The sequence below is a fragment of the Bradyrhizobium sp. SUTN9-2 genome, assembly GCF_003122645.1.
GTDB lineage: Bacteria > Pseudomonadota > Alphaproteobacteria > Rhizobiales > Xanthobacteraceae > Bradyrhizobium > Bradyrhizobium yuanmingense.
In genome coordinates, this window is sequence record NZ_LAXE01000001.1 from 5,468,551 (window position 1) to 5,492,362 (window position 23,812).

Genomic DNA, 23,812 nt, shown 5'->3' on the forward strand with positions numbered 1-23,812 from the left:
TAAAGCGCAACGTCGCCAGCGGGTGCGGCGCAATGACGTCGATGCGCTCGGCAATGCTAAAACCGGGATCATCCGGAAAGACGACGAAGGCCGAAATGCCGCGGGCGCCCGGCGCCTCGCCCGTTCGCGCAAACAGCGTATAGACGTCGGCAATGCCGCCGTTCGAGATCCAGGTCTTCTCGCCGTCGATGACGTAGGTGTCGCCGTCGGCCCGCGCCGTGCAGGACATCGCCGCGACGTCCGACCCCGCCTCCTTCTCGGAGAGCGCGAAGGCCGCGAGCCATTCGCCGGAACGCACCTTCGGCAGCACGGCCTTGCGCAACTCCGCCGAGCCACCCAGTGCAATCGCTCCGGAGCCAAGCCCCTGCATGGCGAAAGCAAAATCGGCGAGGCCATCGGCATAGGCCAGCGACTCGCGCGACAGGCAGATCGAGCGGGAATCGATCGACGTCGCATCGCCATCGGGCGCCGCGACCGCGCAATCGAGCAACCCCGCCGCGCCCATCGCGCGCACAAGCTTGCGACAGGCACCATCCACATCATTGTGATCGATCTTGTCGAGGGCTCCCGACTGCACGAAGCGATCGAGCGCCTCGCCGATCGCAAGATGGCGGGGCTCGAAGAACGGCCAGTCCAGCCATTCGCGCCGGATCATCTTTACCACGGAGTTCATCCGATCCCTCCTTCGCTCACTGCGCGGCCACGGCAGCGGCACGCGCCAGATTGGTTTCGTATTGTCCCTTGGCGGACAGATACTGCTTCGGCCAGTTGACCGCTGTGATGCCGATGCGCGCGGCTTCGTGCAGCGTCCAGGCCGGGTCGGCGAGATGCGGCCGCGCAATCGCGCAGAGATCCGCGCGGCCAGCCGCGAGAATCGAGTTGGCGTGATCGGCCTCGGAGATCGCACCGACTGCTATCGTCTCGATGCCGACTTCGTTGCGGATCAGATCGGCGAATGGCGTCTGGAACAGGCGGCCGTAGATCGGCCGTTCCTCCTTCCAGACCTGTCCCGAGGAGCAATCGATCACGTCTGCTCCCGCCTCCTTGAACATCGCAGCGAAGATCGCGGCGTCGGCCGGCGTGTTGCCGCCTTCGGTCCAGTCATGGCAGGACAGCCGCACCGACATCGGCCGATCGGATGGCCACGCCGCGCGCATCGCCCTGAAGACCTCCAGCGGAAAGCGCGCACGATTTTCGTGGTTGCCGCCATATTCGTCAGTCCGCCGGTTGGTCAGCGGCGAGAGGAAGCTCGACAGCAAGTAGCCATGGGCGCAATGAAGCTCGAGCCAATCGACACCGGCGCCGGCAGCACGACGCGTTGCGGCAACGAAATCGTCGCGGACGCGGTCCATGTCGCTGCGGTTCATTTCCCGCGGCAACTGGCTGTGCGGCAGATAGGGCAGCGCGGAAGCCGAGATCAGAGGCCAATTGCCTGAAGCCAGCGGTTGGTCAATCCCCTCCCAGGCGAGCCGGGTCGATCCCTTCCGCCCGGCATGGCCGAGCTGGATGCCGACCTTGGCATGTCCGAGGCTATGGACCAGATCGACCAGCCGGCGCCATTGTGCCGCTTGCTCATCATTCCAGAGCCCGAGACAGCCCGGCGTAATCCTGGCATCCGGTGAGACGCAGGTCATCTCGGCAAAGATCAACGCGGCGCCGCCCATGGCGCGCGCTCCGAGGTGGGCGATGTGGAAGTCGTTGATCAGCCCGTCCTTCGCCGAATACATCGCCATCGGCGAGACCATGATGCGGTTCGCCAGCGTGAGGCCGCGCACGCGGTGCGGCGTCAGCATCGGCGGCGGTACCCGTTCGCCGTCCTCGACGGCGATGCCCGAGCGCGCGGCAAACCATCGCTCGAATCCTTCCAACCAGGCACGGTCGCGCAGGCGCAGGTTTTCATGGCTGATGCGCTGGGAACGCGTCAGCATCGAATAGAAGAATTGCGGCGGTTCGAGCGTATCAGCATAGCGCCGGCCGACCACCTCGAACCATTCCATCGCATTGCGCGCGGCGTTCTGGATGCGCGCCACGTCGACGCGGCGTACTTCCTCGTAGGCCTCCAGCACGGTCTGGATGCGGTCGCGCCCGTGACCATGGCGATCGAACTGGTTGGCGAGCTCGATGGCGTCGTCGAGCGCGAGCTTGGTGCCCGACCCGATGGCGAAATGCGCAGTGTGCGCGGCGTCTCCCATCAGCACGACATGGGAGCGGCCGTTGAACACGCTCCATTTGCCGCAGATCAGGCGGCTGAAATTGAGCCAGGCCGAGCCGCGCAGATGGCGGGCGTTGGTCAAGAGCTTCGCACCGTCGAGCGTCTCGGCGAAGATCTTCTCGCAGAAGTCGATTGACCCTTGCTGATCGAGCTCGCCCAGCCCGTGAGCATTGTAGGTCTCTTCCGTGGTCTCGACGATGAAGGTCGAGGTCTCCGCGTCGAACTTGTAAATGTGTGCCTGGAACCAGCCGTGCTCGGTCCTCTGGAAATCGAACGTGAAGGCGTCGAACGCCTTCTTGGTGCCGAGCCAGATGTAGCGGTTCGGCCGGATCACCATGTCCGGCTGGAACTGTTCGGCATAGCGGGCGCGAATCCTGGAATTCACACCGTCGGTGGCCACGATCAGGTCGGCGTCGGGGAATTCAAGATCGGACTCCACCTCACGCTCGAAGGCGAGCTCGACACCCAGAGCCTCGCAGCGCCTCTGGAGAATGTTGAGCAGATGCTTGCGACCAATGCCGATGAAGCCGTGGCCGGTCGTGCGCTGCCGCGTCCCCTTGAAGACCAGCTCGATGTCGTCCCAATGATTGAAGGCGTCCTCGATCTCGGCCGCGCTTTCGGGGTCGGCAAGACGCATCGCAGACATCATGGCATCGGAGAATACCACCCCCCAGCCAAACGTATCGTAGGGCTTGTTGCGCTCGACGACCGTGACGACATGTTCCGGATGTCGACGCTTCATCAGGAGGCCCAGATAGAGGCCGGCCGGCCCGCCGCCGATACAGACTATGCGCATGATCCCTCGCTTTCGCGCGTTGCGCCGAGCTCTCACCCAATTATTTTAAGTATAAAATATTTCCTCGACGCGTGCCTTGTCAAGGCGGTTCTGCAAAGGCCCTGGAGGGCACGCCCCTCGCCGCAGCGTCGATCTGAATTTTAGTGTAAATCGGATGCACGGCGGCGCCGATTCCGGATCCCTCGGACCCAGCCTTGAATTTACTTTTGGCACGAACTATCTTGCCAATGTCCACGAGAGCTGCGCCAGCTTTCGTAAGCCACGAAGCCCGGGAGATTCGATTGGCACTCGCGAAGGAGTCCACCCCTGTTTCGGCCAAGAACGAGACGGATCAGGAGGCTGAGTACAGGGCTCAAACACGCCTTTGGCTCCGACTGCTCGCCTGCACGTCCCTCATCGAAAGCGAGTTGCGGCGCCGGTTTCGCGAAGAGTTCGACTTCACGATGCCCCGCTTCGACGTTCTCGCCCAGCTCGACCGCGAACCAAGCGGACTTGTGCTGGGAGAGCTGCCCAAGCGCCTGATGGTCTCCGCCGGGAACCTCACGCCAATCGTCGACCGCCTGGTCGCAGATGGATACATCACCCGCACGGCGTCGAACCTCGACCGGCGGGTGCAGATCGTCTGTATGACGGTCGAAGGCCGCAAGATCTTCAGGCGAATGGCCAAGAGCCACGGCGCGTGGCTTGCCGAGCTCCTGGCGGATTTCCCGGCAGATCGGTTCGATGGATTGATCGGCGAGCTCGACGAACTCAAGGCCGCCGTCAGGGACGCCTTGCAAAAACCTTGAGCGGATACGACGTCAGCGTCGTACCTTCACTCCGGCCGCTTCGCGATCCCATGTATCCGTCGTGACACCGGCATCGCGCAGCACGCCCTTCTTGATCTTGCCGTTCTCCGTCAGCGGCATCTGACCGAGGATTCGCACATAACGCGGAATAGCGAAATAGGCGATCCGTCCTTCGCAATGCCTGACGATGTCGACGGGCTGTAGCAAGTGGCCCGGTTCCAGCAGAATCGCAGCAGCAACTTCATCCTCACCCAACTCCGACGGCAGCGGGTAGACCGCGCAGGCAGCGACCGCGTGGTGCACCTGGATCGCCTGCTCGACCTCCCACGAGGACACGTTCTCGCCGCGCCTGCGGATGGAATCCTTCATGCGATCGATGAAGCGATAATGCCCGTCGGAATCGCGAACGACCCGATCGCCTGAGTGGAACCACAGATTTCGCCAGGCCTCCACGGTCTTCTCCGGCATGCCGAAATAGCCGGACGCGAACGCAAAGGGTTCTCTCGCGCGAAGCACGAGCTCGCCGGCCTCTCCATCAGGCAGCGCGGAATCATTCTCGTCGACGATCCGCGCCTCAATGCCATCGGCCAGGTACCCCATCGTCCCCGCCCGATCCGACGGAATCGTGCCGGCGAACACGAAATTCGTCTCCGTCGACCCGTAGCCGTCGACCAGCGGTACGCCGAAGCGCTCGCGGAACGGGCCGTGGATTTGCGGCGGCACGCCGCCGCCAAGAGCGACACGAAGACGATGCATTGACTCGTCTGCGCTCTTCGGCTGTGCCAGGAGCATCGACGCCATCGCACCGAGCAGATAGCCGACCGTCGCATTGTGCTGTCGCGCGGCAGCCCAAAAGCCGGAAGCCGAGAACTTCGGCTCGAGCACGTACGTGCATCCGTTCAGCAGCGCCTGATAGAACGCATTCAGCGCGTTGGTGTGGAACAGCGGCAGCGTGGTGAACAGCACATCGCCCTCGCGGATTCCGAGCGCGCGCGCCGAATAGACGCCCCACCAGAACAGCTGCGCCTGCGGACAGCACACACCCTTCGCAGGCCCCGTGGTGCCCGACGTATAGAGGATCGCAACGGTGTCACCGGGACGCACGGCGCCGGCCGGGGCTGCGGCGCCAAGAGGCGGCAGCGGGACCGCGGAAAGCCTGGCACCGATTGCGTCGGCGGCAGCTCCGATGATCCAGGTCCGAGGCGGCAGCTCGACATCCGCCTCGACACTCTCGACCGCGCTGGCGAACTGAGCCTCGATGACGAGCAGCGCGGGACGCGAGTTGCGGAAAATGTGAGACAGCTGGAAGCCGCGCAAGGCGGTATTGATCGGGACCGCAATCGCCCCCAGCCACGCACAGCCGAGATAGACCTGCAAGAACTCCGGACGGTTCGAGCACATCAGCGCGACCCGGTCGCCCGGCTTGATCCCGGCATCGACCAGCGTCTGGGCCGACGCAGCCGCAATCGTCGCAGCCTGCGTAAAGCTCCAACGCGCCTCTCCGGCAACGAGCAGAAGGCGATCGCCGTAACGCTCCGCCTGGCGCGTGAGCATCGTCGAGAGGATGCGCTCAGACGGCGGAAACGACGCCATCGCGCGCGCCCAGGCAGGCGTCACGTCCTCACCGCCGACCACCTCGGTGATGTTCGCCAGCGCATCTTTCTCCATTGCGACCATGCTCGCACCTCAAGGCAACAGCTTGTACTTGCCGTCCTCGATCTGAACCATGATGCGCGAGCGATCGTCGACTCCATGCCGGTCCGCCGGCGTGTAGGTGTAGACGCCCTGCGTCCCGACGACCTCCTTGGTGGTGAACAGTGCCTGGCGAATCGCGGTACGGAACTCAGGTGAGCCTGGTTTGGCACCGGTTGCCAGCGCACGCTTGGCGGCGTCGGCGAAGATCAGCCAGCCGTCGAAGGAATAGGACGAGAATGAATCCGTCGGCGCCTCGCCGTTGGCCTTTTCGAAGGCCGCGCGGAAATCCAGGGCGACCTTCTGGATCGGATTGCTGGCCGGAAGCTGCTCCGCCGCGGTCACAGGTCCCGTCGGGCACATGATGCCGTTGGCGGCTTTGCCGGCCAGACGAAGGAAATCGGCGCTGATCAGCCCGTGATTGCCGTAGAGCGGTCCCTTATATCCCCGCTCGGACAGAGCGATGACCGGCAGCGCGCCTGGCGTGCCGGTGCCGCCGAGCATGATGGCGTCGGGACGCGCGGCGAGTGCGCGCAGCACCTGAGCCGTCACCGAGGAGTCCGACCGGGCATAGCGTTCGTTGGCGACGACCTTGATGCCGGCGGCCTTCGCACTCTGCTCGAGCGAATTGTACATGAGATCGCCGAACGCATCGGAGAAACCGATGAAGGCCACGGTCGTCAGGCTCTTCGCCTTCATGTGGTCCACGATTCCTTGCACCAGAAGCGGCGTCGGCTGCGGCGTCTGCACGACCCAGGGACCGCCGTCGCCTGACGCCACCGGTGCGATCGGCGACACCGCGATCATCGGAATCTTCATTTCGATGGCCGCGGTCGCCATCGCGAGCGTCTGGGGAGCGCCGGACGTGCCGATCAGGATATCGACCTTCTCCTGCTCCACCAGCTTGCGCGCATTGCGTGCCGACGCGGTCGGATCGGAGCCGTCGTCGAGCTGGATGACCCGCAGCTTTTCGCCGCCGATTTCGCCGATATAGGCCTGACCTGCCGCGATCCCCTTCGCGTTGGGAATACCGATCGATGACACCGGCCCACTGAGGCCGGTAACGAATCCAACGAGGATCTCGGCTCGCGCGAATTGCGGAACGGCAAGCAGCAATGCAGTGGAAGCCACCAGGCTCTTGATCAAGTTCATGGCACCTGTGTTTCGGGAGAATTTCTTGGTCTGATTGGCGAGCGCCATGGATTGGGCTCAGGTCGACGACACCAGAGCGATGACTCGAAGCGGGCTGCCAGAACCGTTCTGGATCTTCAGTGGCGAGGCCACGATGACGGCGCCGGTGGCCGGAAGCTGATCCAGGTTACACAGGCATTGCAGGCCGTAGCGGCCCGCGCCGTGCAGGAAGTGATGCGCCGGATAAGGCGGCTCGAAGTGTCCGGCCTGCCCTGCATCCGTGCCGATGGTTTCGGTGCCGAAACCGATGACACCGCGCTCCTCCACCAGCCACTTCATCACCGCCGGGTTCGGGCCCGGCGTATGCGCGCCGTCGTCCCTGAGATTGGAGTAGTCGCGCCACCCCTTCTTCGACCAGTCGGTCCTGAGCAGCACCCAATTCCGCTCGGGGATCCGGCCGTGCCTGGCTTCCCAAGCTTCGACAATCGGGACGGTCAGCAGGAAATCCGGATCCTGCGCCGCCTGCGCCGAGCAGTCGATGACACAGGCCGGCGCGATCATGTCCGTGGTGGGCATCGTGTCGACGGCATTGTTCGGCAGGTTCTTGCCGGTGAACCAGTGAATCGGCGCGTCGAAATGCGTGCCGGTGTGTTCGCCAAACGTAACGTTGTTCCAGTACCAGGCCGGGCCGCGACCATCGTATCGCGATATCTCCTGGATGCGGACAGGCGCAGCCTGACCGAATTCCGGCGGCAGGACGATGACCGGAAAGTCCGGACTGAGTGTGAAGGTCAGATCGACGACGCGCACCGCGCCGGAAGAAATCGCACTCGCTAGCTCCAGGAGATTGCTTTGCATCGTCAAGTCCTCCAGCTCGGTTGAAATCCCGCTTCTTATCGGTCGAGCTCGCGCTCGAGCGCTTTCGGATTGGCCGCGAGACGTTGCCGGATCTCTTCGGCGACATCTCCGACATACATCTCTTCGAGTCCGTTCTTGAGGCCCGACACGACCGCCTGCGCGATCACGCGCGGCGCGACCTTGGGCGGCGGCACGGTCTGGAACCATTCGGTGTCGACAGGGCCGGTGAACAGGTTCATCACCCGGACGCCGCCCGGCCGCAGCTCCGCGCGCAAGCAATGCGACAACGACAGGCAGGCGGCCTGCGAAGCCGAGTAGGCGCCGAAGGCGGGCCAGTTCGCCAGTGCATAGACCGAGAGAATATTGACCCATGCCGCGCTGCTGTTGATGCCGTCGGCACCGCGCATCCGCATGGCGGGGCCAAAGGCTTGAGCGAGATTGATGAAGCCGAGATAGGCCTGATCGATCTCGTCCCGTGCGATGCTCGTGCCCCTGCGGTCGAGCAGGCCGCCCGGCCGGACATACTCCGTCGTGTTGACGAGAATATCGACCTTGCCGCCGATGTCGGCCGCAAGATCGGTCGCCGATTTTTCGTCAGCCGCATCGAGAGTCACGATCTCGATCCCGTCCTGACCGCGCAGCCGCTCCTCGCCGGCGAACGGTCGCCATGGTTCGGCAATGCCGACGAACACCGTCTTGGCACCCGCCGCCTTCAATGCGGCGACGGCTTCCTGACCGATGACGCTGCGGCCATTGGTGACGAGCACGCGACGGAATTTCGGATCGGCCGTCATTTCCCGCCACTGCTTGTCGTCTGCCATGTTGGGAGTCTCCGCTTCGGGACGGGCAAAGGCCACCGCCTGGCCGCTCGTGTCGAGTTGCAACGACATGCCGACGGCCTCGCCCTCTGCGCAATCGGCATGAAGATGTGCGACGATCGTCGGACCGCAATCCATCTTGATGAGGCCGATCCGCCACGGCGCCCGTTCGCGGAAATAGACGTCGCTCGGCACCCGTGCCGTTGTCTCGGCAAGCAGTACACCTCGCCGCGGCGCATCGACGAAAACGAGGTCGGCCGAAAGACAGGACGGGCAGGCTTCGCGCGCCGGATAAGCAAAGGTGCCGCAAGCCTCGCAGCGCTGCAGCATAAAGCGGCCTTCGGCGGCCGCGCGCGTGAACCCGTGCGACATCCTGCTGCGCGGTCGCGGTGGCGAGGCCGGTAGCCGCGTCCGCAGCAGCGGGTTCTTGCGCCGGGGCGGCTTGATCTGCTCTATCATCGCGACGGTCCAGCAAGGATCGCGGCACCCGAGGCGAGACCACGATCATAGTTGATCATACCGAACCCCGAGGCCAGAGCGAGGCTCGCATTCCTGACCTGCGTGGGACCGGCACTGCCCAGAACCTGCCGCAACCCTTCAACGAGGCCGAGATAGGCGCCGGCGGCACCGGCCTGCCCGACCGAGAGCTGTCCGCCCGAGGTGTTGTGCGGGAAGTCGCCATCGATGGTGAGATCGTGTTGGCGCACGAACTCAGCGCCCTCGCCCTTCTTGCAGAATCCGAGATCCTCGAACTGCATCATCGTGATGACGGGATAGTCGTCATAGGTCTGCACGACATCGAGATCGTCAGGCTTGACGCCGGCCATCGCATAGAGCTCGTCGACATCCATCGCCCAGCCGCCGCGCACCTGCATCGGATCGTCGGCAAAGGCATTGTGCCGCTCGATCGTCGAAAGGAGTCGCGCGGCGGGCAGCTTCAGGGATGAAGCCGTCTCATCGCGCATCACGAGGAAAGCTTCCGCGCCCGCACAGGGCATCACGCAATCAAACAGGTGGATCGGATCGGAAATCGGCCGGGCCGCCAGGTATTGCTCGAGCGTGAGCGGAGCCTTCATGAGCGCATGCGGGTTGCGCAGGGCATTGGCGCGTTGGGCGACAGCGATCTTGCCGACGTCCTCGCGCGCGACGCCGAACATTCGCATATAGTTGCGCGCAATCAGCGCAAAGCTGGCATTGGCGCCGCCCGCGCCGTAAGGATAGACGGCGTCCTGATTGAACCGCGAGAAATTCTCCAGCGTCAGCCTGAACGAATCGACGTGATTGGTGTCGCCAGCGACGCACGCCACGATGTCGGCATCGCGCGCCTGAACCGCGCGCGCCGCCTTGCGCAGCGCCGCAATAGCGCTGGCGCCGCCGAGCGGGATCGTATCCAACCACCGGACGCAGAGCCCGAAATGCTGTGTCAATCCGATGCCACTGTCCGTGCCCATGGTGAAACTGGAGACGCACAGGCCGTCGATGTCGGAGGCCTTGATGCCGGCCTGCGCGACGAGCGCGCTCAGCGCCCGCCCGATCCACCACTGCGCGCTCTCGATGGAGTAGCGCACATAGGGAATCGTGACGGGAGCCGCGATCACCACGCCGTCATATGGTGCGCGCAAGGTGTTGGTCACCGACCGCCCTCGTTCATCCGCCTCAGACCACCGTCAGTTTCACGTCAATATTGCCGCGGGTTGCGTTCGAATAGGGGCAACGTTCATGCGCACCGGCAACGACCTCTTCGGCCACGGCCTTCTCGACACCGGGCAGGCTGACCTTCAGCTCGACAGCGAGCGCATATCCGACGGGCACCGGCCCCATCGCAACCTTCGCAGTCACGGACGGCTCGGCAGAGGGCACCACCTTCCGCGTGCGCGCGACGAGCTTGACCGCGCCGAGAAAGCAAGCGGCATAGCCGGCCGCAAAGAGCTGCTCGGGATTGGTGCCTTCGCCGCCGGGACCACCCATCGATTTCGGCAAGGACAGGGACACCGAGAGCAGACCGTCAGCGCTGACCGCCTTGCCATCCCGACCTCCGGTCGCCGTCACCTCGGTCTCGTACAGGATCTTTTCGGGAGTCATCATTATTTGTTCTCCATGAACGGTTTTTCGAGGACTAGCGGCTGTTACGGGCAAGTAGCGCGCGGAAGTCATCGCGGGCCTGGGCGCTGGCCCGCCTGAAGCTCGGCCCGCGGCTGGGCTCGGTGCCATTGAGCTTCCGGAGCTGTACCCACATCTCGGCACTCTTGAGCGCCACGGCCGCGCAGTTGACCACCGGAGCGTGGCCGACCTTCAGGCCATGCTCTCGCCCGATCAAGAGGCCTGGCAACACGCCGGCCGGGATCACGACATCCGCGCCGCGTTCCACCAGCGGGAGTGCGCAGGCGACGAAGTCCTTGATCATGCGGGCTTGGGCGGCGGCGTTTCCGGCGAACGCATCGGCGAAATCATCCGGCCTGCAGCCAAGGCCAGTCACATGGACGACGCGATCGCCGAGGCCGTAACGCTCAGCCTGCTCATAGTGCAAGACCTCGAAGACGGGATCGAGCGTCACAAGACCCAGCCGCCGCCCGAGTTGTGAGGCCGCCAGCAACGTCGCCTCGCCAGTCCCAATCACGGGAATGTCGAGCGCCGAGCGCAGCTCGTAGAGTCCGGGATCCTGAAAATGCCCCATGACGAAGGCGTCGAACCCACCCTCCTCCGCTGCAATACCGTTGTCGATTGCCTGGACCGCACAGCGCAATTCCGCGAGCCGTCCGAACTCGCGGTCCGGCGGACTGATGCCCTGGACGTGGACCGTCGTGCCTGGCGCAGCGATGTCGTTCAGGTATTCCGACAGCCGCGCCATGTAGGGCGCATTCACGCTCGCATCAACAAAGCTCTGCCAGAAGATGCGCATCGTCCTTCTCCTCAAGCGGTGATCGGAGGATCGGTCGTCGGCTGCCGATGAATATATTTCAACCATAAACTAATTGACGCGTCAAATGCGCGCGGCGGCGACGGCGACCAGTGCCGTCGGGGTCAAGGCGAGCACGGCGTTTTCTGTGGGTCGATGAGCGCAGGAGCGCCGCACACTGACGAAATTGTATGCAACAACATTTTTTTCTGACAGCCCCGTGACACGTGTTGACGGCGCCACCGGAGTTACTTTAGGCTTTAAGTAATTCCTCGCCGGTCAAAGACCGGTGGCCATGACAATGATGTTGCAGGGCACCGATTTTGAGAGACTCGATCGTGTGGACAGTCGCCGTGCTCGAACAGCCGGCCTTAGCAGCAGCATCGCCGTTCGCGCATCGCGGCGGCATCGACGACCTTTCATCGCTCCGGAAAAGGCCCGCTTGCATGTGCCGGTGGGCCTATCGTTCGCGCGGCACGCAACATCATGGCTGCTGAGCGCCGGGCGAGCACACTCTCTTCGGTCGCGCTCGGTATTTGGCGCCGCAGCAATGTTTTCAATCGGTCGGTTCGTCGTTCGGGGACCCCGTGCGGCAGCATCGAAGCATTCCTATCCAGCATCAACGGAGGAGAACGCATATGCGCAAGACTCTGAGTTTACTTGCACTTGCCGCCGGCATCGTCACAGCCCCCGCCGCGCGGGCCGATATCACCATCGGCTTCGTCACCTCGCTCAGCGGCAACGGCTCGTCGATCGGCATCCCCTACGGGCGTGGCATCAACGCGGCCTATGAATACAAGAAGACCGTCAACGGCGAGACCATCCGTCTGATCCAGCTCGACGACGGCTCCGACCCGTCGGCCGCGACCCGCAACGCGCGCAAGCTGGTGGAAGAAGAGAAGGTCGACCTCCTGATAGGCACCGCGACGGCGCCCTCGACCATCGCCATGGCGGCGGTGGCGAGCGAATTGAAAGTGCCGATGATCGCGGTCTCGCCGATCGGCAAACTGCCGGAAACACCCGAGCAGTGGGTGGTGTCGGTGCCGCAGCCTGCGTCCCTCCTCGTCAAGATCATCGCCGATCGCATGAAGCGCGATGGCATGAAGAACATCGGCTATATCGGCTTCTCCGACGCCTGGGGGGACCTCGTCTACAACGGCGCCAAGGCGGCGGAGGCCGCCGGCGATGTCAAGATCCAGACCAACGAGCGCTATGCGCGCACCGACACTTCGGTCACCGCGCAGATCCTCAAAGTGCTCGCGGCGCGGCCGGACGCCGTGCTGGACGGCGGCTCGGGGACCCAAGGCGCGCTGCCGCTCCTCAGCCTCGCGGAGCGCGGCTTCAAGGGAAACACCTACGGCACCGTGGCGCTCGTCAATCCGGACTTCGTGAACGTCGGCGGCAAGGCGGCCGAAGGCATCCAGGTCTCCGCCGGCCCGGTCATCGTGGCCGAGCAGCTGCCCGACGAACATTTCGCCAAGAAGATCGCGCTGGATTTCCGCAGCGTCTACCAGAAGGTCCATAACATCCCGACCACCGACGGCTTCTCGGCCTACTCCTTCGACGCCTGGCTGATCTTCGCCAACGCAGCGGAGCGCGCGCTCAAGACGGCGAAGCCCGGCACGGCGGAATTTCGCGCCGCCCTGCGGGACGCGATCCTCAGCACCAAGGAGCTGCCCGGCGTGCACGCCATCTACAACTTCAAGCCCGGCTCGGTGACCGGCGTCGATGAGCGCGCGCTGGTCGTGGTACGCCTGACGGGCGGCGCCTGGAAATACGCGCCGTAGTCGGACAGGGCAGGCCACCAGAACAAGGGGACGGCGTTCTCAATGACGAGCGACATCGCAGCCATTCTTGCGATCGACGGGATCGCCACCGGCGCAGTCTACGCGCTGGTGGCGATCGGGACCGTCCTCATCTTCACGGTGACACGGGTCATCTTCATTCCCTTTGGCGACATCGCGGCCTTCACGGCGCTGACGCTGGCGGCGCTCGACGCGAAGCGCTTTCCCGGCACGGGCGCGCTGGTCGTCATTCTTGCGTGCCTCGCAACCCTGATCGAAATCGTCTCGCTGCTGCGCAACGGCGAGCGTCGGCTGGTTCCGCGCGCTCTCTTCTTCTATCTCGCATTGCCGCTGGCCGTGGTTGGCCTCGCCTGGCTGACCATGCGCGCCGATCCGCCGCTCGCCATCAGGCTCGTGCTGGCCTTGATGCTGATCACCCCCATCTCCCCGCTGCTGGACCGGATCGTCTTCCGTCCCATTGCGGACGGAACGGTGCTGCTGCTCCTGACCGTCTCCGTCGCCCTGCACTTCGCGCTGGTCGGCCTTGGGCTGCTCTTCTTCGGTCCCGAGGGTGTCAGGACCGAGCCGCTGACGTCATTGTCGACCGAGTTTGCGGGCGTGCTGATCTCGGGCCAGACCATGCTGATCGTGATCGCAGCCCTCGTCTTCTCTGGCCTGCTCTATCTCTTCTTCGACTTCACGCTGGTCGGTAAATCGCTCCGCGCGACGGCCGTGAACCGGACCGGCTCCCGCCTGATGGGCATACGTCCCGCCCGCGCCGGCACCATCGCCTATCTCCTGGGCTCGCTGATGGCCGGCGTCTCCGGAATCCTGATCGCGCCCGTCAACACCATATTCTACGATTCCGGCTTCCTGCTCGGCCTCAAGGCCTTCGTCGGCGCCATCGTCGGCGGCATGACGAGCTATCCCGGCGCGGCCATCGGCGCCGTCGGCGTCGGTATCCTCGAAAGCTTCGCATCCTTCGAGAGCAGCGCGCTGAAGGACGTCATCGTGTTCTCGCTTCTGATCCCGATCCTGATCTGGCGATCCCTCGCCTCGCTGCATTCCGAGGAGGAGATCGAGGAATGACGCGCCTTCACGTTCAGCTCGCGGCGGTGGCGGCGGTAGCGTGCCTTGCGCTCGCGCCATTCGTCCTCAACCCCTTCAGCATCACGCTGATGAACTATATCGGCATCTATTCGCTGGTCGCGATCGGCCTTGCCCTGCTCACCGGCGTCGGCGGCATCGTCTCCTTCGGACAGGCCGCCTTCGTCGGCGTCGCGGCTTATGCCACGGCCTGGGTCTCTGCTCTGAATGGATATTCCCCGTGGCTCGGCCTCGTGTTCGGGGTGGCGCTGACCTGCGGTGTCGCGACCGTCCTCGGCGTCGTCACCTTGCGGCTCCAGGGGCATTTCCTGTCGCTCTCGACCGTCGCCTGGGGGCTCGCCATCGGCTTCCTGTTCGGCAATGTCGAGGGACTTGGGCGCTTCAACGGCATCTCGTCGATCCCGCCGATCAGTATCGGATCGTTCGCGCTCGTTTCGAGCGCCCAGATCTATTTCCTGATCTGGGGCATCGTCGTCGTGGTGCTTTTCCTCGGATACAATCTCCTGGACTCCCGGGTCGGCCGTGCCATGCGCGCGCTGCGCGGCGGCAATATCCTGGTCGAAAGCCTCGGCATCAACGCGTTCCGGATCAAGCTCGCGACCTTCGTGATCGCGGCCTTCCTCGCCTCGCTCTCCGGCTGGCTCTACGCCCATATGAGCCGCTTCATCAGCCCGGGCCCGTTCGAGGCCGGCATGGGCATCGAATATCTGATGATGTCGATGGTCGGCGGCGCCGGCAGCCTGCTCGGCGGCGTCGTAGGCGCCGCTATCGTCACCCTGCTCAAGAACAGCGTGCAGGACTATCTGCCGCTGATCGCCAAGGGCGCGTCCGGCCAGCTCGAGATCGTCGCCTTCTCCGCGCTGTTCATCCTGTTCCTGCAATGGGCGCGGCAGGGCATCGTGCCGTTCGTCGCGCGCTACTTGCCGAAAATCAAGCGCAAACGGCCGCCAGCCGCCCCGCCACTGCCCCGCCGTCCCCAGCCGAAACCGGGCGAACTGCTTCTGAAGGTCGACGGCGCCGAACGGCGGTTCGGCGGTCTTGTCGCCGTCAACAATGTCAGCTTCGAGGTCCGCTCCGGCGAGATCCTCGCCGTCATCGGCCCGAACGGCGCCGGCAAGAGCACGATGTTCAACTGCCTGACGGGCGCGCTCAGGGTCAACAAGGGCGAGATCGTCTTTGCCGGACGCGCCATCACGCGCGATCCACAATCCCGCATCGCGAGGGGCGGAATCGCCAGGACCTTCCAGCATGTGAAGCTGCGGCCGCGCATGAGCCTGCTCGAGAACGTCATGCTCGGCACCTACGCGCGCACCAGCACGGGCCTGTTCGCCGGCGCCCTGCGCCTCAACCAGCGCGAGGAAGCCAGCACCCGGCACGAGGCCTTGAAGCAGCTCGAACGCGTCGGGCTCGGCGACAAGCCGTTCGAGCTCGCGGGCAATCTGCCGCTCGGCAACCAGCGCATCCTGGAGATCGCGCGCGCTCTCGCCGCAGACCCGGCGCTGCTGGTGCTGGACGAGCCGGCCGCGGGCCTGCGCCGCCAGGAGAAGCTCAGGCTTGCGGAGCTGCTCCGCTCGCTGCGGTCGGACCATCTGACCATCCTGATCGTCGAACATGACATGGAGTTCGTGATGTCGCTGGTCGACCGCATCGTCGTGCTCGACTTCGGCTCCAAGCTCTGCGAGGGCGCGCCCGCCGCGATCCGGAGCGACGAACAGGTTCAAGAGGCCTATCTCGGAGGCGTCGCGTGAGCGAGATGTTTTCCATGACGGATGTGACCGTCTGCTACGACAATGTCGAAGCGGTCCGCAACGTCTCGCTGTCGGTCGAGGAAGGCCAGATCGTCACCGTGATCGGCCCGAACGGCGCCGGCAAGACCACGCTGCTGATGGCCGCGATCGGGTTGCTCGCCTCCCGCGGCCGCCTCGTGTTTCAAGGCAACGACATCGGCAGGATGTCCGTCGAGGACCGCGTCGAGCGTCGGCTGTGCCTCGTGCCGGAGAAGCGCGAGCTGTTCTCCGACATGTCGGTCGCCGACAATCTCCTGCTCGGCTCCTACAGCCTGCGCGACCGCTCGGGCGTCCAGAAGACGCTGGACGAGGTCTATGATCGCTTTCCGCGCCTGAAGGAGCGGCAGCGCCAGGCCGCGGGCACCCTCTCCGGCGGCGAGCGCCAGATGCTGGCGCTCGGGCGCGCGCTGATGGCCAAGCCGAAGCTGCTCATGCTCGACGAGCCGAGCCTCGGCCTCGCACCGCTGATCGTGCGCGAGATCTTCCGCACCATCGCCTCGCTGCGCGATCTCGGCGTCTCGATCCTGCTGGTCGAGCAAAACGCCCGCGCCGCGCTGGAGACGGCCGACTACGGCTATGTGCTCGAGACCGGCGAGATCGTGCAGTCCGGCCCCGCCAAGGATCTCATCCACGATCCCCGGCTGATCACGGCCTATCTCGGCGGACACTAGCGCCGGCCTGGATCAGGCCCCGCTCGCTGAAAACACAAAACGTCGAAAACAACCCCATGCACAGTAGCCGCTGACAGCGTTTTCAATGACTTGCAGAGAGCCTTACGGATTTTACGAAAACAGGTTGTTCCGTCGGGCAAAACAGGGGCATAATGCCATCATCGCCGCTCCGGATGCCGACGGCTCAACCGCCAACCTGGACTTCCGTTTTCATTAGGTACACTGCAAGACGCGCGACCGTCTGAATCCGTGCGACGCCAATTCTCCAACGCTCTCGCCAATCTAGCGCGTGGACTCGTAACGCGCGGTCAGCCATAGCCGTGGATTTCACTCGTCAAGCCACCGCGTGACCTTTCGATCGATTGGTCCCAGTTCCTAGTGACACAGCGCCATGCTGATGGACGCGGACAATCGAGGTGTCGATCTCTGGACAGCGGCATCATGGGCAGCAGCAAGTGCGTCTAGAGTGACTTACATCACCTTATTCAAGTAACCCCCTCCGATCGTGCGCCGCACGTCGCGCTGATTTTGAACTCCCCCGCTTTGCGTGGCCACCAACGGCTACTCTGAACTCGAACTCCATAGGGAGGAAACCATGATGACCAAGACGCTGTTCGTCGGACTTCTTACAGCCGGATTTCTCTCTGCATCCTTCGCAGTTGATGCAGAAGCAGAACCAACTCGTTCCCAGCAAGTGAAAAACGTGGGAAGTAGCCAGAGTGGTCCCCGGGCGGGCTCCATGGATAGCTGGCCGCAGACGATGGACGAACTGAACAACGCCTACAACTGTGGTCCGTATGCGGACAAAGAGTCGGCCAAGAAGTGCAAGAAATAAGCGTGTTTTTTGATCGCTCAAGTGCTGCTGAAGGGGTCAGCTACACGCTGGCCCTTTCTCTTCGGGCAATAACTCCGTGGCGGCCGCACGGCGCTACGCAAGGACCCGGCTTTCGATTTCGCCGCGCTCGATCGTCAGCGTCACGTCTGCGAAGGTCTCGAGCAGCTTCGGGTTCGACTCTGTGATCAGCAGGGTAATGTCCCGGTCCTGCGAACGAAGCCGACGCAGCGCCTCGGCGTACCTCTGCGCCAGCACAGGGGCGAGGCCCTGGAACGGCTCGTCCAGAATGACGAGGCGGGTGCCCAGCATCAGGGCGCGCCCGAGGGCGACCATCTTGCCTTGGCCGCCCGAGACGGAGCCCGCCGGGCGATCCGCCAGTTCCTCGAGCTCCGGCAGGACGGAGTAGGCTCGCTCCAGCCGCCGGCGCGCCTCTTCCGCGCTAAGTTTCGCCACGCGAGCGGGCAAAAGAATGTTTTCTTCCACCGTAAAGGCCGAGAAGAGACGACGGTCCTCGGGGGCGTAGCCGATGCCCAGGAAGGGCCGTCGGTGCGGAGGAACATGCCCCAGGTCCTGACCGCCCAGGCGCACGGTACCGCTCGCCTTCGTGAAGCCCATGATGGTCCGTACCGTCGTGGTTTTGCCGGCGCCGTTTCGCCCGATGAGCGCGGCGGTCGCGCCCGGCGGCAGCGAGAAACTGACGCTGCGCAGCACCGGCGCATCGGCGATCGCGACGTTGACGTTCTCGAAGTCCAGCATCGCCGTCATATGCCGATCACCTGTTCGCGGACCTTGGGATCGGCCAGAACCTCCGCGGGCGTGCCGACCTTTTGGATCTTCCCGACGTTCCACACCGCGACTCGGTGGGCATAGCGCTCCACCATGTCCATGTCGTGCTCGACGAAGACCGAGGTCACCTTCTCCTTGGCGAGCGCGGACGTCAGGATGTCCATGATCTCCAGCTTCTCTGCGGAGGCGACGCCCGAGGTGGGCTCGTCCATCAGCAGCAGTCTGGGCTTCAGCGCGAGCGCCAGAGCGATGTCGACCAGCTTGCGTTGTCCCTCGGGAAGCTCCCTCGCTTTGCGAGATGCGTACAGCTTGACGCCGACGAGATCCAGGAGGCGCTCCATTTCAGACAGCTCAGGCAGGGCGGAAAGAGCCCTAAAGCCGGAAGGGCTTCCCAGCCGCGAGGCTGCGGCGATCAGCATGTTCTCCATCACGGTCTGATCGAGAAAAAGCTGCGGTATCTGAAAGGCCCGCGCGATGCCGAGTTTGGTGATCGTGCGCGGGAGCTGCGCCGTGATTTCCTGGCCTAGAAAGGTGATGCTTCCGGCCTGCGGCCGCAGATAACCCGTCGAGATGTTGAGGAAGGTGGTCTTTCCGGCGCCGTTCGGTCCGATGATCGCGAGGTTCTCGCCTTGGAGCACGTCCAGATCGATACCGTCGGCGGCGACGACGCCACCGAACCGGATTTTGATGCCCTTCGCGGAAAGGAGGACGTTGGTCATCAATGTCCTCCCTGCTTCGCCTGGCCGTAGCGCTGCCTGAGACCTATCAGTCCGTTAGGCGCATAGAGAATGATGACGATCAAGACCACGCCGAGGATCAGTTGCCAGGTGTCGGCCAGGTGGGCCGCCGCATAGAAGCGCACGCACTCGAACATCGCCGCGCCGGCGAACGCTCCGAAGGCGTGGGCGCTGCCGCCGAGGATCGCGATAAAGACGAACTCGCCCGACTTCGTCCAGAACCCGAACTCGGGCGTGGCGATCTGCTGGATGATCGCCACCAGCGTGCCGCCGATGCCGCCGAGAAAAGCCGAGATCACGTAGCCTATCAGAAGCACGCGCCGTGCGGACGTCCCGAGGTACTCGAGCCGCGTCTCGTTCGATTTGATGGCACGCAGCATGTGTCCGAGCGGGCTATCGAGATAGCGTTGCACGCCGTAGAAGGCGACGACCGCGATCAAGAGGCTCACGTAAAGAATGACGTACTGGAAGGTTTCGGGCGTAAACGACAGCCCCAACAGGGCCGGACGAGGGACCCGGATGCCGTCGGCGCCGTTGGTGTAATGAAACATCTTCTCCAGCAGCGACCACAGCACCATCGAAAACGCCAGATTCAGCATTCCAAAAAAGATCTCCCGGTAGCGCACGACGAAGAGCCCGACGATGAGGCCGAAGACGGCGGAGGTTATGCCGCCCAGCGCGATGAAGAGCACGATGTCGCCGCCACCGACGTACTTGCCCCAGAACGCTGCGGTATATGCCCCGGTAGCGAAGAACATTGCATGTCCGAACGACACCTGTCCCGCCTGCAGCAGAAGAATGATACCGAGGACGACGATGCCCTTCGCGAGGATCAACGCGAACAAGGTTGCCCAGCTCGCTACAAAAAGGGGCGCGACGGCGCTGGCCAGAAAGAAGATGGTCGCGATCGTGGTGACCGGCTTAATGCGACCGCTCATCATATTTTCCTTACCTGCACGGCGCCGAACAGGCCGAACGGACGCACCAGAAGCACCAGCACCATCAGCAGATAGGGAACGAGAACTTCGAATTCCGGCTGGAGATAGATTACGAAGGCACGGGTCAGGCCGATCATCAGCGCGGTGAGCGCGGTGCCCTCGATCTGGCCGAGACCCGCGGTCGCAGCGACGGCAAAGGAAAGCACGATCATATCGGCGCCCATTCCAGGGACCAGCGAGGTGGTCGGCGAGGCCAGCGCTCCTCCCAACGCGGCCAGACTCGCGCCGATGACGAAGGTGACGAAATATACGCGTTTTGCGTCAATCCCGATGGCCGTCGAAGCTTCGCGATCCTCCGTGACCGCAAGGATCACCGCTCCCGACAGCGTCCTGCGCAGGAAGTAGCGGAGCCCGAACAGCGTCGCCAAGGCGACTCCGGGCAGCAGAATGACCTGGTACGACGTGTAGCTGACGCCGAACACGGCGATGTTGGGAAGTAGTCTCAATGGCTCCGCGGCGAAGATGGGCTGCACGCCCCAGATCAGACGCTGCAGGTTGTCCATGATCATGAAGGCGGCGAAAGTGATCAGAAGCTGGAGGACGTCCTCCTGTCCGGAGAGCGGTCGCAGCAGAAACCGTTCGATGAAACCGCCGCACACGACGCCGATCACGATGGAAGCGGCCAGCAGCGCGGGATAGGTGAGCCAAGGCGAGATCGGCGCGATTGCAAGGCTGAACGTCGCAGCCAGGTAGGCGCCGAACGCGTACAGCGAACCGTGCGCGACGTTGACCACGCGCAACACGCCGAAAATCAGGCTGAGCCCGACCGAGACCAAAAACACCAGTGCGGCGTAGCTGATCCCATCGAGGATCGCCAAGATAGCGAGTGTCGAGTTCATGATGGCCTTCGGAAAAGGTCCGTCCTCCGGGACGAGGCACGGAGGACGGGGATCAAAAGTCGAGCGTGCCGTTACTGAGCTTTGAAGGTCGGCACGTCCATCTTGACGAAGTCCGGCTTGAGCGTCTTGAGCCACTCAACCGACCGTACGCCAGCGGGGTTGGTGATCATCTTCGGATCGAAGATCATCATGTTATCGAGCAGCTTGAAGTCGTACCCCGGAACGGACTTGGTGACGCCGACCAGCTGAGCTTCGAGACCCTGGTTGTCCTCGGGCCGCAGCGTAATCGGACGGCCGAAGCCGGTGGCGAACTCGATGCCCGCCGTCGCATCGACGACCTGTTCGCGGGTGGGCCAGTTGCCGCCGTTGGACTTGATCGCCTTGTCGTAGGCCGTCTGCAGGGCCTTGAATGCCTGCGCCATGTGATAGACCGGGTAGATCGGCCATGCACCGGTCTTCGCCTTGAAGGCTTCATTGAACGCCTTGAAGGCGGCGTCGTTCTTCTTCTCGGGATGCAGGAACCAGTGGTCTCCGCGCGCGCCGACGATCAGGCCTTCAGGCAAGTCCTTGCCCAACCGCTGGATCGATGATTCGCCGATCCCGAGCACGAAGGTCGACTGCTGCAACAGGCCGCGCTGACCGGCCTGGCGGACCAGCGTGTCGAGATCTCCGCCCCAAGACGTGGTCAGAACCACATCCGGCCGCAGCGCCAACAGACGGGAAACCTCAGTGGAGTAGTCCGGTGCGCCGAACTTCGGGAAGAGCTCCGCGACGACTTGCACGTCCGGCTTCATCGCCTTGAGCGCAGTCGAAAAGATCTCCCAGCTCTCCCGACCCCATGCATAATCCTGATTGACCACCGCGATCGTCTTGAAGTCGGGCTTGGTCTTGAGCAGGTAAAGGAGCACGGCCAGCATTTCCGGCGTGCCGTTCGCCTGAGTCCGGAAATTGTAGCGGTACTTCTTGGTTTCGAGGATGGAGGCCGCACCGCAGTCCCACATGAAATTCATGACTTTGAGGTCTTCGGCGACGGGCACCAACTGGGTGCAGCTGCCCGACGAGATCGAAGCAAACGTGGCATCGACCTTTTCGTCCTGCACCACGCGTCGGTAGTTCGAGACGAGCGCTTCGCCTCCCGCGCCTTCGTCGATGAAGGAGAGCTTGACCGGCACGCCGCCGATGCCGCCCTTCTTGTTGAGGTCCTCCGCGATCATCTCCGCCGCGGCCTTCGCCGGCACACCAAAGACTGACGCAGGGCCCGACAGGAACGTCGTGATGCCGATTTTGAGCTCCGACGGCTTGCTCTGCGCAAGCGAGTTGCCGGTAAAGGTCGCAATGACAAGCCCGGCCGCAACCGCAGCCTTGAGAAACTGCATCGAAAGTCCTCCCTGTTTTATTGTTGCGCCCGGTTTTAGCCGCCGTGCGCTTCTTCTTGCAACAACGCTACTATAATTGTCGCGTGTTGCCAGCCCCCTTGGCCGCCATTCGCAAGCCGACGAATTCAGTTCGACCCGCCGCCCATTTGTCGGAAGTGCATCGATTGGAACGGACAAGTCCCCCAAAATGGTCGATGCCTTTAATTCCATGGTGCGATAAAAGCTCCGGCCAGAGCCCGCTGCGGGCCATTCGTGCCCGCTCTTCCTCTGCGGCGTTGGCGCTCTCGTTCCAGCAACAAACACCGACCGCGCTTCCGCTTGTGGCGCATCGCTTCCGCTAGGTCGTTGGGGCGAGATGTCCGGGGTCAGGGCAAAGCGGAAGCGCCCCACCGCCGCTCAAAACGGCGCTGTTGACCCACTGTGGACCTCGCTACCCCCTTGACGGATGGTAGTCGTCCTGACCCAAACTGGGGTGGAAACAACGTTCATTGGAATGGGCCGAATGCTAACAGTTCTTGATGCAGAAATGTTGGTCCGACAGCATTTGGGTGACACCCCAAGAGCCAATCACTCGCGGGTCGTGGCCCATATGATGCGGACGCTTGCGCCGGGCTTTTCCGCTTCTGCTGAGCTTTGGGAAGTCGTTGGCCTGTGCCATGATCTCGATTATTTTCACACATCGAGTAACTGGAGCCAGCACGGTCTGCTGACGGTTCGCTGGCTTGGAGACAACATCCCTGCTGAGGCTCAAGATGCAATCGCTGCGCACGATCATCGCACGGGCATCCAGGCGGATACGGTACTCGCCGACATGCTGAAGGCGGCGGATGCCATCGCAATCATTGACGAGAGACTGGGACGTACCACGCTCTGTGACTCGGACGGCGCGGAGCCTTACGCGGCGCTGCGCCGTCGGCTCGGTGATCGCTCCTATTTGAGCGATATTTTGCAGCGATACTCAGAAAGGCACGGAGTGCCTTTTGACCGCATGGTCGAGATCATTTCCCTAGCGCCGGGGCAATAAAGCTCGTGTCGGACAGGCAATGGCACGAGATGCACGACCTCTTCTGGCCCCTTAGCAGGCCAATTGCGACATTGTACGCAACGATAAGCTTCGGCCCAAGACGACCTCATAGGAGAACGAGAGGTGTTAACGGAGCGCGCGATCAAGCAGCCCCATCATGATGTCATCGTGCCATTGCGAGTTTACCCATGCTGCCTCTCGCTCATGACCTTCGATAACAAACCCGCACTTCTGGTAAGCGCGTATGGCTCTCAAATTGTAAGCAAGTACTCGCACCGATATACGATGCAGTTTGAGCTGCTCGAAGGCAAACCGCAGGACGAGGCGCATGGCCTCAGTTCCGATGCCTCGCCCTAGGCACTGCGGATCAAGAATGCCCACGGCGAACGATGCGCGCCGATCCTGCATATCAACACGGTCTAACCGGGTTTCGCCGATCACCCTTGATCCATGTTCAATCACCCATGCAAACGGATGACTCGATAACCGTTCAACCACGGCATCAGCGGCCTCCCGAGTCATGACGCGATAGGTGTCGCGGCTACCTCCAAACATTTCGTGTATTTCTGGATCGGTCTGGAGCGCGAAAAAGCCGTCGCGGTCGGCGGGACGAACCCTTCTGACTATGACGTTCGGACCTGAAAGAGGCGGCACTACTTGCTGCATGGGCCCTAGTA

Annotated in this window: 22 protein-coding genes and 1 pseudogene; 7 read left to right on the forward strand and 16 right to left on the reverse strand. The window is 63.3% G+C overall.

What is annotated here, in order from left to right:
* A partial coding sequence (locus tag XF30_RS25370; protein ID WP_192893245.1) for an acyl-CoA dehydrogenase family protein occupies window positions 1-673 on the reverse strand: 673 nt, incomplete at its 3' end.
* Between the two features lie 16 nt (window positions 674-689).
* Window positions 690-3,008 (reverse strand): bifunctional salicylyl-CoA 5-hydroxylase/oxidoreductase, encoded by a 2,319-nt coding sequence (locus tag XF30_RS25375; RefSeq protein WP_109144170.1) that lies wholly within the window; start codon window positions 3,006-3,008, stop codon window positions 690-692.
* Between the two features lie 281 nt (window positions 3,009-3,289).
* On the opposite strand from XF30_RS25375, the gene XF30_RS25380 reads away from it, so the two are divergent.
* Window positions 3,290-3,796 carry a MarR family winged helix-turn-helix transcriptional regulator gene (locus XF30_RS25380; RefSeq protein WP_036013463.1) on the forward strand — a complete coding sequence of 169 codons (507 nt, stop codon included), beginning with the start codon at window positions 3,290-3,292 and terminating at the stop codon, window positions 3,794-3,796.
* Between the two features lie 12 nt (window positions 3,797-3,808).
* Here XF30_RS25380 and XF30_RS25385 read toward each other — a convergent pair whose 3' ends face one another.
* Genes XF30_RS25385 through XF30_RS25415 form a run of 7 tightly spaced genes read right to left on the reverse strand, consistent with a single transcriptional unit; the run spans window position 3,809 to window position 11,194 of the window.
* Window positions 3,809-5,464 carry an ATP-dependent acyl-CoA ligase gene (locus tag XF30_RS25385; RefSeq protein WP_192893445.1) on the reverse strand — a complete coding sequence of 552 codons (1,656 nt, stop codon included), beginning with the start codon at window positions 5,462-5,464 and terminating at the stop codon, window positions 3,809-3,811.
* 18 nt (window positions 5,465-5,482) lie between these two features.
* Window positions 5,483-6,640, reverse strand: coding sequence for an ABC transporter substrate-binding protein (locus XF30_RS25390; protein ID WP_192893446.1), 1,158 nt, complete (start codon window positions 6,638-6,640; stop codon window positions 5,483-5,485).
* Between the two features lie 57 nt (window positions 6,641-6,697).
* Window positions 6,698-7,477 carry a cyclase family protein gene (locus XF30_RS25395; RefSeq protein WP_109144173.1) on the reverse strand — a complete coding sequence of 260 codons (780 nt, stop codon included), beginning with the start codon at window positions 7,475-7,477 and terminating at the stop codon, window positions 6,698-6,700.
* A 35-nt stretch (window positions 7,478-7,512) separates the two neighbouring features.
* A complete protein-coding gene (locus tag XF30_RS25400) occupies window positions 7,513-8,754 on the reverse strand; it encodes an SDR family NAD(P)-dependent oxidoreductase (protein ID WP_109144174.1) in 1,242 nt (413 codons plus the stop codon).
* Window positions 8,751-9,929 (reverse strand): thiolase family protein, encoded by a 1,179-nt coding sequence (locus XF30_RS25405; protein WP_109144175.1) that lies wholly within the window; start codon window positions 9,927-9,929, stop codon window positions 8,751-8,753. Before XF30_RS25405 ends, XF30_RS25400 begins: the two co-directional genes overlap by 4 nt.
* A 22-nt stretch (window positions 9,930-9,951) precedes the next feature.
* Window positions 9,952-10,380, reverse strand: coding sequence for an Ohr family peroxiredoxin (locus XF30_RS25410; protein ID WP_109144176.1), 429 nt, complete (start codon window positions 10,378-10,380; stop codon window positions 9,952-9,954).
* 31 nt (window positions 10,381-10,411) lie between these two features.
* Window positions 10,412-11,194: an aspartate/glutamate racemase family protein gene (locus XF30_RS25415; protein ID WP_057029858.1), complete on the reverse strand. Its 783-nt coding sequence runs from the start codon at window positions 11,192-11,194 to the stop codon at window positions 10,412-10,414.
* A gap of 635 nt (window positions 11,195-11,829) precedes the next feature.
* Here XF30_RS25415 and XF30_RS25420 point away from each other — a divergent pair.
* From XF30_RS25420 to XF30_RS25435, 4 genes are read left to right on the forward strand one after another with little or no spacing between them, the layout of a single operon-like run.
* The gene (locus XF30_RS25420) at window positions 11,830-12,978 is read left to right on the forward strand and encodes an ABC transporter substrate-binding protein (protein WP_036023841.1); all 1,149 of its coding nucleotides are present in this window, start codon (window positions 11,830-11,832) and stop codon (window positions 12,976-12,978) included.
* A 42-nt stretch (window positions 12,979-13,020) separates the two neighbouring features.
* Window positions 13,021-14,064: a branched-chain amino acid ABC transporter permease gene (locus XF30_RS25425; RefSeq protein ID WP_036013420.1), complete on the forward strand. Its 1,044-nt coding sequence runs from the start codon at window positions 13,021-13,023 to the stop codon at window positions 14,062-14,064.
* Window positions 14,061-15,830, forward strand: coding sequence for a branched-chain amino acid ABC transporter ATP-binding protein/permease (locus XF30_RS25430; RefSeq protein WP_109144178.1), 1,770 nt, complete (start codon window positions 14,061-14,063; stop codon window positions 15,828-15,830). The genes XF30_RS25425 and XF30_RS25430 overlap by 4 nt, the downstream gene beginning before the upstream one ends.
* Window positions 15,827-16,540 carry an ABC transporter ATP-binding protein gene (locus XF30_RS25435; RefSeq protein ID WP_109144179.1) on the forward strand — a complete coding sequence of 238 codons (714 nt, stop codon included), beginning with the start codon at window positions 15,827-15,829 and terminating at the stop codon, window positions 16,538-16,540. Before XF30_RS25430 ends, XF30_RS25435 begins: the two co-directional genes overlap by 4 nt.
* A gap of 320 nt (window positions 16,541-16,860) precedes the next feature.
* Here the strand turns inward: XF30_RS25435 and XF30_RS25440 are convergent.
* Window positions 16,861-17,005: pseudogene (locus XF30_RS25440) on the reverse strand (IS5/IS1182 family transposase); the annotation flags it as partial.
* Window positions 17,006-17,135: 130 nt separating this feature from the next.
* Between XF30_RS25440 and XF30_RS25445 the strand changes: the two are divergent.
* On the forward strand, window positions 17,136-17,375 hold the full coding sequence (locus XF30_RS25445; protein ID WP_146207748.1) for a hypothetical protein: 240 nt from the start codon (window positions 17,136-17,138) through the stop codon (window positions 17,373-17,375).
* 93 nt (window positions 17,376-17,468) lie between these two features.
* Here the strand turns inward: XF30_RS25445 and XF30_RS25450 are convergent, their stop codons facing one another.
* The 5 genes from XF30_RS25450 to XF30_RS25470 all read right to left on the reverse strand — a co-directional run bounded on the left by XF30_RS25450 (window position 17,469) and on the right by XF30_RS25470 (window position 22,501).
* Window positions 17,469-18,140 (reverse strand): ABC transporter ATP-binding protein, encoded by a 672-nt coding sequence (locus XF30_RS25450; RefSeq protein ID WP_109144181.1) that lies wholly within the window; start codon window positions 18,138-18,140, stop codon window positions 17,469-17,471.
* Entirely contained in the window at window positions 18,137-18,880 is a 744-nt protein-coding gene (locus XF30_RS25455) for an ABC transporter ATP-binding protein (protein WP_036013413.1), read from the reverse strand. The genes XF30_RS25450 and XF30_RS25455 overlap by 4 nt, the downstream gene beginning before the upstream one ends.
* On the reverse strand, window positions 18,880-19,836 hold the full coding sequence (locus XF30_RS25460; RefSeq protein ID WP_225125911.1) for a branched-chain amino acid ABC transporter permease: 957 nt from the start codon (window positions 19,834-19,836) through the stop codon (window positions 18,880-18,882). The genes XF30_RS25455 and XF30_RS25460 overlap by 1 nt, the downstream gene beginning before the upstream one ends.
* Window positions 19,836-20,735 (reverse strand): branched-chain amino acid ABC transporter permease, encoded by a 900-nt coding sequence (locus XF30_RS25465; protein WP_036013410.1) that lies wholly within the window; start codon window positions 20,733-20,735, stop codon window positions 19,836-19,838. The genes XF30_RS25460 and XF30_RS25465 overlap by 1 nt, the downstream gene beginning before the upstream one ends.
* 71 nt (window positions 20,736-20,806) lie before the next feature.
* Entirely contained in the window at window positions 20,807-22,501 is a 1,695-nt protein-coding gene (locus XF30_RS25470) for an ABC transporter substrate-binding protein (protein ID WP_244609018.1), read from the reverse strand.
* Window positions 22,502-22,613: 112 nt separating this feature from the next.
* Here XF30_RS25470 and XF30_RS25475 point away from each other — a divergent pair, with 112 nt between their 5' ends.
* Window positions 22,614-23,135: an HD domain-containing protein gene (locus XF30_RS25475; protein WP_158284414.1), complete on the forward strand. Its 522-nt coding sequence runs from the start codon at window positions 22,614-22,616 to the stop codon at window positions 23,133-23,135.
* Window positions 23,136-23,261: 126 nt separating this feature from the next.
* Here XF30_RS25475 and XF30_RS25480 read toward each other — a convergent pair whose 3' ends face one another.
* Entirely contained in the window at window positions 23,262-23,801 is a 540-nt protein-coding gene (locus XF30_RS25480) for a GNAT family N-acetyltransferase (protein WP_109144185.1), read from the reverse strand.
* Window positions 23,802-23,812: the final 11 nt, after the last annotated feature.

Excerpts from the sequence above, each read along its gene's own strand:
- XF30_RS25430 (WP_109144178.1), top strand. The coding sequence starts at position 14,061 with ATGACGCGCCTTCACGTTCAGCTCGCGGCGGTGGCGGCGGTAGCGTGC.
- XF30_RS25460 (WP_225125911.1), bottom strand. The coding sequence starts at position 19,836 with ATGAGCGGTCGCATTAAGCCGGTCACCACGATCGCGACCATCTTCTTT.
- XF30_RS25475 (WP_158284414.1), top strand. The coding sequence starts at position 22,614 with ATGCTAACAGTTCTTGATGCAGAAATGTTGGTCCGACAGCATTTGGGT.
- XF30_RS25480 (WP_109144185.1), bottom strand. The coding sequence starts at position 23,801 with ATGCAGCAAGTAGTGCCGCCTCTTTCAGGTCCGAACGTCATAGTCAGA.
- XF30_RS25375 (WP_109144170.1), bottom strand. The coding sequence starts at position 3,008 with ATGCGCATAGTCTGTATCGGCGGCGGGCCGGCCGGCCTCTATCTGGGC.
- XF30_RS25415 (WP_057029858.1), bottom strand. The coding sequence starts at position 11,194 with ATGCGCATCTTCTGGCAGAGCTTTGTTGATGCGAGCGTGAATGCGCCC.
- XF30_RS25395 (WP_109144173.1), bottom strand. The coding sequence starts at position 7,477 with ATGCAAAGCAATCTCCTGGAGCTAGCGAGTGCGATTTCTTCCGGCGCG.
- XF30_RS25455 (WP_036013413.1), bottom strand. The coding sequence starts at position 18,880 with ATGACCAACGTCCTCCTTTCCGCGAAGGGCATCAAAATCCGGTTCGGT.
- XF30_RS25420 (WP_036023841.1), top strand. The coding sequence starts at position 11,830 with ATGCGCAAGACTCTGAGTTTACTTGCACTTGCCGCCGGCATCGTCACA.
- XF30_RS25465 (WP_036013410.1), bottom strand. The coding sequence starts at position 20,735 with ATGAACTCGACACTCGCTATCTTGGCGATCCTCGATGGGATCAGCTAC.
- XF30_RS25390 (WP_192893446.1), bottom strand. The coding sequence starts at position 6,640 with ATGAACTTGATCAAGAGCCTGGTGGCTTCCACTGCATTGCTGCTTGCC.
- XF30_RS25400 (WP_109144174.1), bottom strand. The coding sequence starts at position 8,754 with ATGATAGAGCAGATCAAGCCGCCCCGGCGCAAGAACCCGCTGCTGCGG.
- XF30_RS25450 (WP_109144181.1), bottom strand. The coding sequence starts at position 18,140 with ATGACGGCGATGCTGGACTTCGAGAACGTCAACGTCGCGATCGCCGAT.
- XF30_RS25445 (WP_146207748.1), top strand. The coding sequence starts at position 17,136 with ATGATGACCAAGACGCTGTTCGTCGGACTTCTTACAGCCGGATTTCTC.
- XF30_RS25410 (WP_109144176.1), bottom strand. The coding sequence starts at position 10,380 with ATGATGACTCCCGAAAAGATCCTGTACGAGACCGAGGTGACGGCGACC.
- XF30_RS25385 (WP_192893445.1), bottom strand. The coding sequence starts at position 5,464 with ATGGAGAAAGATGCGCTGGCGAACATCACCGAGGTGGTCGGCGGTGAG.
- XF30_RS25425 (WP_036013420.1), top strand. The coding sequence starts at position 13,021 with ATGACGAGCGACATCGCAGCCATTCTTGCGATCGACGGGATCGCCACC.